General features: G+C 74.0%; 9 protein-coding genes and 1 tRNA gene. 8 read left to right on the top strand and 2 right to left on the bottom strand.

The features are described from left to right. The 6 genes from J0670_RS12370 to J0670_RS12345 form a co-directional block, all read left to right on the top strand. On the top strand, positions 1 to 417 hold a 417-nt coding region (locus J0670_RS12370), incomplete at its 5' end, for a DUF3592 domain-containing protein (protein WP_207811559.1). A 379-nt stretch (positions 418 to 796) separates the two neighbouring features. Next, positions 797 to 3,721, top strand: a complete 2,925-nt coding sequence (gene topA, locus J0670_RS12365; RefSeq protein WP_207811558.1) for a type I DNA topoisomerase — start codon at positions 797 to 799, stop codon at positions 3,719 to 3,721. A gap of 158 nt (positions 3,722 to 3,879) precedes the next feature. Next, positions 3,880 to 7,179 carry a dTMP kinase gene (gene tmk / locus J0670_RS39870; RefSeq protein WP_207811557.1) on the top strand — a complete coding sequence of 1,100 codons (3,300 nt, stop codon included), beginning with the start codon at positions 3,880 to 3,882 and terminating at the stop codon, positions 7,177 to 7,179. A 197-nt stretch (positions 7,180 to 7,376) separates the two neighbouring features. Further along, positions 7,377 to 8,588, top strand: coding sequence for a DNA polymerase III subunit delta' (locus J0670_RS12355; RefSeq protein WP_207811556.1), 1,212 nt, complete (start codon positions 7,377 to 7,379; stop codon positions 8,586 to 8,588). Between the two features lie 324 nt (positions 8,589 to 8,912). Continuing rightward, positions 8,913 to 10,079: a hypothetical protein gene (locus J0670_RS12350; protein WP_207811555.1), complete on the top strand. Its 1,167-nt coding sequence runs from the start codon at positions 8,913 to 8,915 to the stop codon at positions 10,077 to 10,079. 123 nt (positions 10,080 to 10,202) lie between these two features. After that, positions 10,203 to 11,846 carry an alpha/beta hydrolase gene (locus J0670_RS12345; protein WP_243436917.1) on the top strand — a complete coding sequence of 548 codons (1,644 nt, stop codon included), beginning with the start codon at positions 10,203 to 10,205 and terminating at the stop codon, positions 11,844 to 11,846. Between the two features lie 28 nt (positions 11,847 to 11,874). Here the strand turns inward: J0670_RS12345 and leuE are convergent, their stop codons facing one another. Next, on the bottom strand, positions 11,875 to 12,525 hold the full coding sequence (gene leuE, locus J0670_RS12340; protein WP_207811554.1) for a leucine efflux protein LeuE: 651 nt from the start codon (positions 12,523 to 12,525) through the stop codon (positions 11,875 to 11,877). 314 nt (positions 12,526 to 12,839) lie between these two features. Between leuE and J0670_RS12335 the strand changes: the two genes are divergently transcribed. Beyond that, positions 12,840 to 13,484 carry an iron-containing redox enzyme family protein gene (locus J0670_RS12335; RefSeq protein WP_207811553.1) on the top strand — a complete coding sequence of 215 codons (645 nt, stop codon included), beginning with the start codon at positions 12,840 to 12,842 and terminating at the stop codon, positions 13,482 to 13,484. An 80-nt stretch (positions 13,485 to 13,564) separates the two neighbouring features. Beyond that, a complete protein-coding gene (locus J0670_RS12330) occupies positions 13,565 to 14,113 on the top strand; it encodes a hypothetical protein (RefSeq protein ID WP_207811552.1) in 549 nt (182 codons plus the stop codon). A gap of 78 nt (positions 14,114 to 14,191) precedes the next feature. Here J0670_RS12330 and J0670_RS12325 read toward each other — a convergent pair. Then, positions 14,192 to 14,265: transfer RNA gene (locus J0670_RS12325), tRNA-Thr, on the bottom strand. Between the last annotated feature and the right edge of the window lie 27 nt (positions 14,266 to 14,292).

Raw genomic sequence — 14,292 nt, 5'->3', positions numbered from 1 at the left:
GTGCTGCTGCTCTGGTGCGCCGCCGAAGTGCGCCTTCGCCACCGGGTACGCCGAGTGGGCGTGTCGGCGGTGGCCACGGTGGTCGCAGAGAACGACGCGCACGGCCAGCTCGACAGCGCCCCGCTGCTCTCCTTCTCCGTGCGTCCCCCGGCCGACGGCCCCGGCGCCGTCGCCGGTGCCGGGCGGATCGCGGAGCTGGTGCTCACCCGCCCGCGCGGGCACACCCCGCTGCGCCGTCCGGAGCGGTTCGCACCCGGTGCCTCGGTGCGGATCTGCTACGACCCGGACCGCCCCAGTCGGGCGGTGCTGGCGGCGGGGGAGGTCGGCCGGGCGGCGGTCACCGACCTGCTGTGGAGCGCCCTGGCCGTGGGCTGTCTGGCGGCGGGGGCCGGGCTGCTGGCCGCAGCCGGGAGCTGAGGGGCGCGAGCCGGGCCTCGTACGGCCGACCGCCGGCAGCGGGAGACGGCCGGAAGCCGACGGTACAACCCCGGAAGTGCGCCGAATTTCCCGTTGACAGATCTTTGAATCCGTCATTCCATCCTCCGGAACCTGCCGAAGCCCCCCTCCACGGGGCGGGAACCTCCGTCATCGGGTTACCGTTCGAGTGGCGTCGGTGAGTCCGGCAAGTGAAAAAGCGGGATCCGTCCGTTTGACAAGGGTGGCCGGGGTACGGTCACACTCCGCTGGTGGGGTCGTCGTGCAGCGGCTGCCCCGGGACGGTGGAGGGGTCGGGCGGAGCGCAGCCCGTGCTGCCAGCGCCGACCAGCCACATGAAGACCGGGAGAGAAGAGCGAAGGTGTCCCCGAGCAGCGAGACCGCGCACGGACAGCGACTCGTCATTGTCGAGTCGCCGGCCAAGGCGAAGACGATCAAGGGCTACCTGGGCCCCGGCTACATCGTCGAGGCGAGCGTCGGGCACATCCGCGACCTCCCCAGCACCGCGGCCGAGGTACCGGACAAGTACACCGGTGAGGTACGCCGCCTCGGGGTGGACGTCGATCACGACTTCGCGCCCATCTACGTGGTCAACGCGGACAAGAAGTCCCAGGTCAGCAAGTTGAAGTCGCTGCTCGCGGAGTCCGACGAGCTCTTCCTCGCCACCGATGAGGACCGCGAGGGCGAGGCCATCGCGTGGCACCTCCAGCAGGTGCTCAAGCCCAAGGTGCCGGTGCACCGGATGGTGTTCCACGAGATCACCAAGTCGGCGATCCAGGAGGCGGTGGCCAACCCGCGCGAGCTCAACCAGCGCCTGGTCGACGCCCAGGAGACCCGCCGCATCCTCGACCGGCTGTACGGCTTCGAGGTCTCGCCGGTGCTGTGGAAGAAGGTCATGCCGAAGCTGTCGGCGGGCCGGGTGCAGTCCGTCGCGACCCGTCTGGTGGTCGAGCGCGAGCGCGAGCGGATGGCCTTCCGCACCGCCTCGTACTGGGACCTGGTCGGCACCTTCGGCACCGGCCGCACCCCGGTCGATGCCGCCAACCCGGAGACCTTCGGCGCCCGGCTGGCCGCGGTCGACGGCAAGCGGATCGCCAGCGGCCGCGATTTCGGCCCGGACGGCCGGCTGAAGGCCGCCAGCGCCAACACCCTGCACCTGGACGAGCAGGCCGCCCGCCAGCTGGCCGCCGCCCTGGAGCAGACCGCGTTCGCCGTCCGCAGCGTCGAGTCCAAGCCCTACCGTCGCTCGCCGTACGCGCCGTTCCGCACCACCACGCTCCAGCAGGAGGCCAGCCGCAAGCTGGGCTTCGGCGCCAAGCGGACCATGCAGGTGGCCCAGAAGCTGTACGAGAACGGCTTCATCACCTATATGCGTACCGACTCCACCACGCTGTCGGACACCGCGATCGCCGCGGCCCGGGCGCAGGTCACCCAGCTGTACGGAGCCGACTACCTGCCGGACGCCCCGCGCACCTACGCCAGCAAGGTCAAGAACGCGCAGGAGGCGCACGAGGCCGTCCGCCCCTCCGGCGACCGCTTCCGCACGCCCGCGGAGACCGGCCTGACCGGCGACGACTTCAAGCTGTACGAGCTGATCTGGATGCGCACCGTCGCCTCCCAGATGAAGGACGCGGTCGGCCAGTCCGTCACCGTGCGGGTCGGCGGCACCTCCGCCGACGGCCGGGACGTCGAGTTCTCCGCCTCCGGCAAGATCATCACCTTCCACGGCTTCCTCAAGGCCTACGTCGAGGGCGCGGACGACCCGAACGCCGAGCTCGACGACCGCGAGCGCCGGCTGCCGCAGGTCGCCCAGGGCGACCCGCTGGCCGCCGAGCGGATCACCCCGGAGGGCCACGCCACCAAGCCGCCGGCCCGCTACACCGAGGCCTCGCTGGTCAAGGAGCTGGAGGACCGGGAGATCGGCCGCCCCTCCACCTACGCGTCGATCATCGACACGATCATCCAGCGCCGGTACGTGTTCAAGAAGGGCACGGCGCTCGTCCCGTCCTTCCTCTCCTTCGCCGTGGTCAACCTGCTGGAGAAGCACTTCGGCCGGCTGGTCGACTACGACTTCACCGCCAAGATGGAGGACGACCTCGACCGGATCGCCGCCGGTGAGGCGCAGTCCGTGCCGTGGCTGAAGCGCTTCTACTTCGGCGAGGGCGACGGCCACGCGGCCGGCGGCGCCGCCGAGGCCGGCAACGGCGACGGCGACCACCTGGGCGGCCTGAAGGAACTGGTCACCGACCTGGGCGCGATCGACGCCCGGGAGATCAGCTCCTTCCGGGTCAGCGACGACATCACCCTGCGGGTCGGTCGCTACGGCCCGTACGTCGAGCGCGCCTCCGCCGTCGAGGGCGAGCCCGGCCAGCGCGCCGACATCCCGGACGAGCTGCCGCCGGACGAGCTGACCGTCGAGCTGGCCGAGGAGCTGCTGGCCAAGCCCAGCGGCGACTTCGAGCTGGGCCCGGACCCGGTCAGCGGCAACATGCTGGTCGCCAAGGACGGCCGCTACGGCCCGTACGTGACCGAGATCCTGCCCGAGGGCACGCCCAAGACCGGCAAGAACGCGGTCAAGCCGCGCACCGCCTCGCTGTTCAAGACGATGTCGCTGGACACCGTCACCCTGGAGGACGCGCTGCGGCTGCTCTCGCTGCCGCGCGTGGTCGGCACCGACGCCGAGGGTGCGGAGATCACCGCGCAGAACGGCCGCTACGGCCCGTACCTCAAGCGCGGCACCGACTCGCGCTCGCTCACCAGCGAGGACCAGCTTTTCACGATCACCCTCGACGAGGCGCTGGCGATCTACGCCCAGCCCAAGCAGCGCGGCCGGGCCGCCGCCGCCCCGCCGCTCAAGGAGCTGGGCACCGACCCGGTCAGCGAGCGCCCGGTGGTGGTCAAGGACGGCCGCTTCGGCCCGTACGTGACCGACGGCGAGACCAACGCGACGCTGCGCAAGGACGACGACGTCGAGACGATCACGCCGGAGCGCGGCTACGAGCTGCTCGCCGAGAAGCGGGCGCGCGGGCCGGTGAAGAAGGCCGCGAAGAAGGCCCCGGCGAAGAAGACGGCGGCCAAGAAGACCGCGGCGGCCAAGACGACGGCCGGCACGACCGCCGCCAAGAAGACCGCCGCCAAGAAGACCGCCGCCAAGAAGACGGCCGCGAAGAAGACCGCCACCAAGACCGCGGCCACCAAGACGGCAGCCGCCAAGACCACGGCGGCCAAGAAGACGACGGCCAAGAAGGCCGCCGCCGGCAAGACCGCCGCCACCGACGAGGGCTGATCCTCCGACAGTGGCCCCGGGCCCGCGCCTCCCACCGGGGAGGCGCGGGCCTTCGGCGTGTCGGGGACTGTGCGGGGATCGTCACAGGGCGGTGATGACCGGGATCCGGAACCCCGTTCGTCTCAATCGGGCAAAGCCCAGACCGCTACGCTGACCGTATGACGAGCGAGGAGCAGCCCACCCCCAGCGCCGCCCCGGCCGCCAGAGCCGCCGGGCCCGACCTGTCCGAGGTCGCGCCCGCCGGGACCCCGGTGGACCGGGCCCGGGCACTGCTGCGGACCCGGCCCTACCGGCGACTGTGGACCACCCAGCTGATCGGCGGTACCGCCGACCGGCTCGGGCTGCTGGTGCTGCTCGCGCTCACCGTGATCGCCGCCGCCCAGGGCGGCCAGTTCGGCGACCTGCCGCGCAGCCTCGCCTTCGCGACCGCCGCCGTCCTCGCCGCCCGGGTGGCGGCCACCGGGCTGGTCGGCGTCGCGCTGCTGGAGCCGGTGCACCAGCTGGTCGCCGGCCGGCTCGACCGGCGCTGGACGCTGTTCGGCGCGGACGCGCTGGCCGCCGTGCTGATCGGCCTCGCGCCCTGGTGGACGGTCTGGCTGGGCTCCGGCCCGCAGCCCTCCGGCGCGGCCACCTACGTGCTGCTCGCCACCGTGTTCGTCACCAGCGCCACCGAGCGGGTCCGGGGGATCGCCAGGAGCGCCGCCGTCCCCGGTCTGCTGCCGCCGGCCGATGTCTACGCCCCGACCGCCGAGCAGCGGCCGACCGCCGCCAACCTGGACACCGTCCGGAGCATCGACCGCTTCACCGGCTGGGTCACCGTGCCGCTCGCGGCCGTCGGGCTGGTCGCCTTCACCCTGCTCAACAACATCGGCGCGGCGATCGGCTCGGACTGGCTGCGCGCCCACCAGCTGACCTTCGCGGCGATCGGCGCGGCCGGCCTGTTCGCCGCCGCAGCCGCCCGCGGCTACCTCCAGCAGCTGCCCGGCGGCCCGGTGGCCGTCGCCCCGCACTCGCCGCTGACCGGCCTGCGCGCGCCCACCGACGCGGCCCCCGGCCCCGCCCTCCGCAAGGGCCGCACCGGCAGCGCCCCGTACTTCACCTTCGCCGTCGCGGCCGGGTACGCCTCGATGGCGGGCGTCGCCGCGCTGGCGCTGCTCACCGCCGCCGAGCACCGGGCCGGGCCGATCGGCTACGGCCTGCTGGTGCTCGCCGCGGCCGGCGCGCCCGCGCTGGGCGCCCGGCTCACCCGGGCCACGCTGCCCGCGCTGTCCCGCCGCCGGCTGCTCGCGCTGGCGCTGCTCACCGAGGGCGTCGCGCTGATCCTGGCCGGGCTGGTGCTGGACTTCGTGCTGGTCCTGCTGCTCACCGTGCTGGCCGGCCTGGCCGCCGGGATAGTGATCTCGGCCGGGCGCACCCTGCTCGCCCAGGAGGTCGAGGAGGCGCGGCTGGCGAAGGTCACCGAGCACCTGTACGCGGTGCTGCGGGTCGTGGTGGCCGCCGCGCTGGTCCTCGTCCCGCTGATCGCCGCCGGCTACGGGGACGTCGAGTACGGCTCCGTCGAGCCGGGCTCCTTCACCTTCATCCACGGCGGCGCGGCCCTCGCCGTCGCCACCGCGGGGCTGCTCACCCTGGTGCTCGCCGCCGTCGTGCTGCTGCGCACCGACGACCGGCGCGGCACCGTGCCGTTCGGCCGGGACCTGGTGGACGCGGTGCGCGGCGCGGCCGGCCCGGTGCCGCACCGGGGCACGGGCACCGGTTTCTTCATCGCCCTGGAGGGCGGCGACGGCGCCGGCAAGTCCACCCAGGCCCAGGCGCTGGCCGAGTGGATCCGCGGCAAGGGGCACGAGGTCGTGCTCACCCGCGAGCCCGGCGGCAGCCCGGTCGGGCAGCGGCTGCGCGGCCTGGTCCTGGACGTCGGCAACACCGGCCTGTCGCACCGGGCCGAGGCGCTGATCTACGCGGCCGACCGGGCCGAGCACGTCGAGAACGTGATCCGGCCGGCCCTCGCGCGCGGCGCCGTGGTGATCACCGACCGGTACATGGACTCCTCCATCGCCTACCAGGGCGCCGGGCGCGACCTGGCCGCCACCGAGGTCGCCCGGATCTCCCGCTGGGCGACCGGCGGGCTGCTCCCCGACCTGACCGTGGTGCTGGACGTCGACCCGACCCGGGCCCGGGAGCGCTTCACCGAGGCGCTGGACCGGCTGGAGTCCGAGCCGACCGAGTTCCACCAGAGGGTCAGGGCCGGCTTCCTCGCCCTCGCGGCCGCCGACCCGGCGCGCTACCTGGTCGTGGACGGCAGCCAGGCCCCCGACTTCGTCACCACCGCCATCCGGCACCGGCTCGACCGCGAGCTGCCGCTCTCCGAGCAGGAGAAGGCGGCCCGTGCCGAGCAGGAGCGCCTCGCCCGCGAGGAGGCCGAGCGGCGGGCCGCCGAGGAGGCCCGCAAGAAGGCCGAGGAGGAGGCCGCCGAGCGCAAGCGCCAGGAGGTGCTGGCGCAGCTGCGGGCCGAGCAGGCCGAGAAGGAGCGGCTGGCCAAGGAGGAGGCCGAGCGGGCCGCCGCCGAGGCCCGGCGCAAGGCCGAGGAGGAGGCCCGCCGCCGGGCGGAGGAGGAAGCGCGCCGCCGGGCCGAGGAGGAGGCGAAGCGCCGCGCGGCCGAGGAGGCCCGACTGGCCGCGGAGGCCGCCGAGCGCAAGCGGATCGCCGACGAGGCGGCCGCCCAGGCGGAGCTGCAGCGGCAGCGGGAGCTGGCCCGCGAGGAGCAGCGCCGCCGGGCGGAGGAGGCGCTGCAGCGGGCCGAGGAGGCCCGACTGGCGCAGGCCGCGGCCCTCGCGGCGGCCGCCGCGGCGGCGGAGACGGCGGAGGGCCGGGCGGAGGGTCGGGCCCCGGCCGGGGACGCCGCGACCACCGAGCTGCGGGCGGTCCGGGACGTTCCTCGGGACGTGCCCGGGGACGCGTCGACCGGGATCGGTGACGAGGCGACGCGTGAGCTGTCGCTGCGGGACCGGCAGACGGACGCGGAGACGACCGCCAAGCTGCCGGCGGTGCCGGCCTCGTCGGCGGACGAGACGGCCGTGCTGCCGAAGGTTCCGGCGGAGGCCGACCGGACCGAGGTGCTGCCGCGGGTCGAGCCGGGCCGTACGGGCGCGCCGCGCCGTGCCGGTGAGCCGGTGGACAGCACCCGCGAGCTGCCGGTGGTGGACGACCGGCAGGCGCCCCCGACGGCTCAGCCCGCCGCCGAGCGGCCGCGGCCGGAGTGGGCCGAGGAGACCCCGCTGGACGACCTGCCGAGCCTGACCGACACGCTGCTCGGCTCGCGCGACGAGTGGGCGCGCTGGGAGCAGAACGGCGGCGACGGCGGGCCGGGCCCGGGCGGCGGCCAGGACCGGAGCGGCGGGAACGACCGGGGCGAGGACGGCGGCAAGGGCAAGGGCCGTCGCTGGGGCCGCAAGGGCTGACCCCCGACGGTTTCGTACGGACGACGGACGACGGGCGGTGTCGCCGGGGCGGTTGCCCCCTGGCGGCGCCGCCCCCGTCGTACCGGGGTTCCCGGGGGTGACCCGGACGGAGCAGTGGCTGTCGGAGCGGAGACGTATGCTCGACGGCGGGGAATCGGCGCCGGGAGCGCCGTCGTACGGAGCTTGGGAGCAGCACAGTGGCCGTCTGGGACGACCTGGTGGGCCAGGAGCGGGTGGTCGAACAGTTGACCGCGGCCGCCCGGGCGGCCGGGGCGACGGTCGCGGCAGGCCGGGGCGCGGCCGCGGACCAGGGCGGGAACGCCTCCCTGATGACGCACGCCTGGCTGTTCACCGGCCCGCCCGGGGCCGGGCAGGTCACCGCCGCGCGCGCCTTCGCCGCGGCCCTCCAGTGCACCAGCCCCGACCTCGCGCTCGGCGGCACGCCCGGCTGCGGGTTCTGCGACGGCTGCCACACCGTGCTGGCCGGCAGCCACGCCGACGTCAAGTACGTGCGGACCGACGGCCTGTCCATCGGCGTCGGCGACATGCGTGACCTGGTGCTGCGCGCCTCCAGCTACCCGACCGGCGGCCGCTGGTCGGTGATCCTGGTCGACGCCGCCCACCGGCTCACCGAGGCCGCCGCGAACGCGCTGCTCAAGGGGGTGGAGGAGCCCTCCCCGCGCACCGTCTGGCTGCTCTGCGCCCCCTCCGTCCAGGACGTGCTGCCGACCATCCGCTCGCGCTGCCGGCTGCTGGTGCTGCGCACGCCCGCCGCCGAGGCGGTCGCCGACATGCTGGTCAGCCGGGACGGCGTCGAACCGGAGACCGCCCGGCTGGCCGCGCTCGCCGGGCAGGGCGACATCGAGCGCTCGCGCCGCCTCGCGGTGGACGACCAGGCCCGCAGCCGCCGCACCGAGGTGCTGCGGATCCCGCTGGAGGTCGCCGACATCGGCGGCTGCCTGGCCGCCGCCCAGCGTCTGGTCGACACCGCCAAGGCCGATGCCGAGGCGCTCGCCGAGACCCAGGACGCCAAGGAGACCGACGACCTGAAGGCCGCCTACGGCGCCGCCGAGGGCAGCAAGGCACCGCGCGGCATGGCCGGGGCCGTCAAGGAACTGGAGAAGCGGCAGAAGAGCCGCGCCACCCGCACCCGCCGGGAGACCCTCGGCGTCGCCCTGCTCGACCTGCTCGGCTTCTACCGGGACGTGCTGGCGATCCAGCTCGGCTCGACCGGTGCGCTCGCCAACGAGGACCAGCGACAGGCGCTGAACCGGGTCGCCCAGGCCGGGCCGGCCGAGGGCACGCTGCGCCGGATCGAGGCGGTGCTCGCCTGCCGCGAGGCGCTGGACCGCAACGTGGACCCGTTGCTCGCGGTCGAGGCGATGACGGTGGCGCTGCGGGCGGGCTGAACACCGGGCTGAACACTGGGCTGGGCGCCGGGCCGGGCGTGACCGTACGCGTGATCCGTATGACCGCGCTCCACCGCCCTGAGCCCGTTCCGGTCACCCCGTACGCCTCCCGGAGTCGGCGCGCCGTCCCACCTTCGAGTGAACGGGCGATACTCGCCGGGCACACCGTCGTGTGACCGTGCGCCCGTTGTGCACGCTGGGGGCCGACTGCGCCCCGGCCGTACCCCGGGTCCCCTCCGGGAGGGCCCGCCGCCGGAGCGGTCGTCTCCCGTACGGCTCCGGATCCGGTCCGGCGCCGGCCCTCCTCCCGAGGTGGTGCGTCCCGTGGTTCGTCCGCTCCTCGTCATCCCCCTGCTCGCCGCAGCGCTCGGCGGGCTCTGGCTCTCGCGCGGTGCGCTCCAGCGCTGGCACGACCTTCGCGCCGCCGAGACCTACGAGCTGGCGGGCGAACGGTGGCCGATGCTGGTGCGGGCGGCGGGGGCGATGGTCTGCGGGGTGTGCGTCACGGCGTTGACGATGCTCAGCGGGCTCGGGGCGTTCGGCGGTTTCAGCGGTTTCAGCCGTCACGATCAGCAGACGGACCGGGCCGTGGACGTGTCCGAGGCGGGGGCCGGGTCCGGCCCGGGCGCGGGGCCCGCGGGTGGAGCGGCCGCCGCGGCGGCCGCGGCAGCCCGGCAGCAGGCCGCACCGCCGGCGGCCCCGGAGTCCGATCCCGCGGCGCCGCCCGTGGTCAGCCGCTTCGACAGCGTCGGGCATCCGGGCGGAGGCGAACTGCTCCAGTCCGCCGTGCCCGGTCCGGACGGGAAGTCCCGCAACATCCGGGTCTGGCTGCCGCCGCAGTACGCCAAGGAGCCCAACGCGCGCTTCCCGGTCGTCGTGATGCACGCCGCCACCCCGAGCAGGACCGCCGACGCCGAGGTCCCGGACGTCTTCGAGGGCATCAGTGCCGCCCTGCAGACCGGCCGCGCCCGTCCGTTCATCCTGGTCGCCCCCGAGGCGCCGAGCGGCACCGCGCACCCCTGCGAACTGGTCGCCGCCGCCCCGGCCGCCGTCGCCGACGACGAGGCGCTGCGCACCACCGTCGCCACCTCCTTCCGCACCCTGCCGCCCGGCCCGGCCTCCTGGGGCACCCTCGGCGTCGAGGGCGGCGCGCCGTGCGCGGCCGCGGCCGGGCTGGCCCGCCCCGACCTGTACGGCGTGGCCGCGGCAGTCTCCGGCCGCTACGACGCCGCCGCGCTGGCCCAGACCGGCGCCGAGGCCCCGGCCGGCAGCACGGCCAAGCTGCTGCTGGCCGCTGCCAAGGCCGACACCGCCGGGCTGGACACGGCCCGCAAGCTCCAGGCGGCGCTCAAGGCCGGGTCGGGCCCGGCGGGCAAGGCCGAGGTGAAGATCTCGGACAACGTGCAGGACTACACCCCCGACCGGGAGCGGCTGCGACTGGTCCGGCAGGCGGCGCAGTTCCTGGCCGAGGCGCTGGCCAAGGCGTCCTGAACACCGGGTGGGCGGACGTTACGCTGCCCGGTACCCGGGGCGGGTACCGGGCAGCGGCGTTCCTTCGAGGGAGGTTCGGAGCAGGTCGAGTCGGGTGGGTCGTCGGTCATGGAAGGGAAGCGGATGAGGGCCTTCGGGCGGGTACGGATGACGGCCGCGGCGCTCGCGGCGGGGCTGCTGGCGGCCGGGTTCGCGGTGGCCGGGTGCAGTGCGGGGCCACCCGGGGCGTCGGGTGCGTCGGGTACGGCCACGCCCGACTCGGGCGGTACCCACGGGCCCACGGCGCAGGCCGCCGCCGTCACCCCGCTGGAGCCGCTGCCCGCCGCCGTTGCGGCCACGCTCGCGCCGTACTACGGCCAGCAGTTGGCCTGGCAGCCCTGTGACGACGGGTTCGAGTGCACCACCTTCCGGGTGCCGATGGACTACGACCGGCCGGGTGACGGCGACCTCACCCTCGCCGCCGCGCGGGCGGCGGCCGTCCCCGGGGGCTCCTCCGCTGCCGGTTCCGGCGCCGCCGAGGCCCGGATCGGCTCCCTGCTGCTCAACCCGGGCGGGCCCGGCGGCTCGGCGATCGAGTACCTGGAGTCCGCCGCCCGGACGTACGACGGCGGGGTGCGCGCCCGGTACGACCTGGTCGGCCTCGACCCGCGCGGGGTGGGCCGCAGCAGCCCCGTCACCTGCCTGAGCGGCGAGCGGATGGACGCCTTCACCGCCGTCGACCTCACCCCCGGCGACCAGCAGGAGATCGACGCGCTGGTCGCCGCCGACAAGGAGTTCGCCGAGGGCTGCCGACAGCACGCCGGGCCCGCGCTCGGCCACCTCAGCACCGTCGAGGCGGCCCGCGACATGGACGTGCTGCGGGCCCTGCTCGGTGACGAGAGGCTGAACTTCGTGGGCGAGTCCTACGGCACCTTCCTCGGCGCCACCTACGCGGGGCTCTTCCCGGCCCGGGTCGGGCGGCTGGTGCTCGACGGCGCGATGGATCCGGCGCTCGACTCGATCACCGGCAACCGCACCCAGGCCGGCGGCTTCGAGACGGCCTGGTCGGCTTTCGCGAAGGACTGCGCCCGGCGCGAGGACTGCCCGCTCGGCCGCACCGAGCAGCAGGTCGGCGACCAGCTCACCGCCCTGCTCGCGACCGTCCACGAGCGCCCGCTGCCGAGCACCGACGACGGGCGCCGGCTCACCGAGGCCCAGGCGACCACCGGCGTCATCCAGGCGATGTACGCCGACTTCCTGTGGCCCGATCTGCGCACCGCGCTCGCCGACGCCAAGGCGGGCGACGGCACCGGCCTGCTCAAGCTCTCCGACGCGTACTACGGGCGCGAGGCGGACGGCACGTACCCCAACCTGATGTTCGCCAACACCGCGGTGAACTGCCTCGACCTGCCCGCCCCGTTCGGCTCGCCGGCGGACGTCCAGCGGGCGGTGCCGGACTTCGAGCGGGCCTCGCCGCACTTCGGGCGCGGCATGGCCTGGATGGCGCTGAACTGCGCCTACTGGCCGGTCCGGGCCACCGGGACGGCGCACACCATCCGGGCCGCCGGTGCCGCGCCGATCGTCGTCATCGGCACCACCCGCGACCCGGCCACCCCGTACGACTGGGCCCGGTCGCTCGCCGGGCAGTTGGAGTCCGGTCGGCTGCTCACCTACGACGGCGATGGCCACACCGCGTACGGGCGGCACAGCGCCTGCGTGGACGGCGCGGTCAACCGCTTCCTGCTCACCGGGGAGGCCCCGGAGCAGGGGCGGCGCTGCGACCGGTAGCGGTGTCGTCCCACGTCGTCGTTTCCTTCTACGTCGAGGAGACGGCCAGCTTGGCGGCGAAGCCGGCGAACAGGACGGCGACCCCGCTGGTGAGGGTGGCGGAGAGGCGCTTGCGACGGCGGAAGGCGGTGGCCAGCGTCGTCCCGGCGAAGATCAGCAGGGAGAGGTAGAGCACGCTGAAGGTCTGCAGGATGCCGCCGAGCAGGGCGAAGGACAGCGCGGGCTGCCCGTAGGACGGGTCGACGAACTGCGTGAAGAAGGAGAGCAGGAAGAGGATGGCCTTCGGGTTGAGCAGGCTGATCACCAGCGCCCGGCGGAACGGCCGCTCGACGGCCTCCGGGGCCGCCTCGGCGGCCGGGTCGGCCTCGGCCCGCCGCTCGCGCCACAGCTGGCGGGCGGCGCGCAGCATCCCGAAGCCGATCCAGAGCAGGTAGGCCGCGCCACCGAACTTGACCACCGCGAACACCGCCGGGTTGGCCTCCAGCAGCGAGGCGGCGCCCAGCGAGGTGAGGCTGATCAGCGTGAGGTCGCCGGTGAACACCCCGGCCGCCGCCTTGTACCCGGTCCGGACGCCCTTGCGGGCGGCGACCGACAGCACGTACAGCGAGTTGGGGCCGGGCAGCAGGACGATGACGAGGGCGCCGAGTATGTACGTCGCCAGGTCGTTGACACCGAACACGGTGCACTCCGGGGGAGGGAGGAGGGTGACAGGGGCCGCTCATCGTAACGTCGCACCGGTGATCGATTGAAGCGAAAACCATCGTGAGGCGGGTGGCGGTGAGGGCATCACGTCCCCGCGCTGCGGCCCGACACCGCGGCCAGGACGCCACTCGGCAGGCCCGTTTCTTCCGGATTGCTTATCTCTGAAAGACCGGCTCGAATCCCGCATTGCGCCGTAGCCAGCCCCCCGTCCGCGCCCTAGCATGGTGAATCGCCATTGCGGTGCCGATCATTCATCGGGAGCGGATCTTGAGGAATCAGTTTTTTGACGAATTGGACGGAGAGATAAAGCGGGCCTGGGGAGAAATCCACGCCGGCCCGTTCTGGCGGCACCTGCTCGACAAGGGCCTGGACCGCGAGCTCTATCGAATCTTCATGGCCCAGCTCTGGCATTACACCCAGCACAATCCGATCAACCAGTCCTTCGCCGCGTGGCGGGTGCCGCCCGCCAAAATGGGATTGCTGCGCTACTGCTTCGAGCACGCCGAGGAGGAACTCGGCCACGAGAAGATGATCGAGCACGATCTGAGGGCCGTCGATCTGCTCGACGACACCCTGGACGCCCCGGCGCTCCCCGCCACCACCGCCCTGATCGGCTACCTCTACTCGGTCGGCCTGAGGGACGGCGCGATCGCGCGCCTCGGCTACTCCTACTGGGCCGAGAACGCCTACCCGTACATCACCGACCTGCTCGAGCACATGCGCACCGACCTCGGGCTGGCCGACCGCGAGATGTCGTTCTTCGTCGCCCACGCGGAGATCGACGCCAAGCACTCGAAGGAGGTCAAGGAGCAGATCGAACGCTGGGCCGGTACGCCGGACGAGCAGCAGGCCGTGCTCACGGTCGCCCGCACCTCGCTCTGGCTGACCGGCCAGCTCTTCGACGCCAGCCTGCACGCCTACCAGGCCCGGGGATGAGTGCGGGCGAGCGCGTCGAGTTCCGCCGCCTCCGGCCCGGCGATCCGAATTGGGAAGAACTGACGGAATTGCGTGCGCGGGTGTACCGGGAACGCCTGGAGTTCGATCCGGGCGAACTCGCCGCCGACGAGGAGACGGACCTCCACAGCTTCGTTTTCGGACTGTGGTCACGCGGTGTCCTCAGGAGCACCTTGCGGGTCACCCCGGCCGGCGCGCCGCGCCTGGAAATGCGCGAACTCGGAGTTTTTCCGAGACACGAGATCGGCGCGCCGGACGCCTGCGAAATCACCCGGTTCGCCGCCGAGGGCCACGGACTGCGGTACGGCGAGGCCGTGGTGCACGGCTGCGCCCGCTGGATGCTCCTCAACACCCCGATAACCCGCTATTACGCGTACGGCCGGCCCGGACCGGCCGATTACTTCCGGCGCGCCCTCGGCTCGGTCGTCCTCCCCGGCCGGGACTTCGGAATCGCGGCGCGCGGCGTCGACAACTACCGCACCCTCACCGGCACGATGGCCGACTTCGAGCGGTTCACCGCCCACGTCCGCTCGCACTTCGCCCCGGACTCGCTCTTCCCTCCGAGCGCGTCAGACGGACCGGCACGCCTGGCGGCCTCCTCGGCCGGGTGACCGCCCGGACCGCCCGGAAAGACGGGACCAACGGCAAAAGGCCCAGGTCATGGGCTACATGACCTGGGCCTTCAAGTGAGCCGCCTGCGGGATTCGAACCCGCGACCTACGCATTACGAGTGCGTTGCTCTGGCCAACTGAGCTAAGGCGGCACCGTTGCCGTGTGTGGTGGCAACGCG

Source organism: Streptomyces sp. FH025 (assembly GCF_017427025.1).
In the GTDB taxonomy this organism is placed as follows: domain Bacteria; phylum Actinomycetota; class Actinomycetes; order Streptomycetales; family Streptomycetaceae; genus Kitasatospora.
Note: the sequence above shows the minus strand (reverse complement) of the source record. Positions and strands in the feature narration are given on the sequence as shown.

Bases quoted from the DNA above. Each gene is read 5' to 3' on its own strand.
- tmk (WP_207811557.1), top strand. From the start codon at position 3,880: ATGACGAGCGAGGAGCAGCCCACCCCCAGCGCCGCCCCGGCCGCCAGA.
- J0670_RS12345 (WP_243436917.1), top strand. From the start codon at position 10,203: ATGAGGGCCTTCGGGCGGGTACGGATGACGGCCGCGGCGCTCGCGGCG.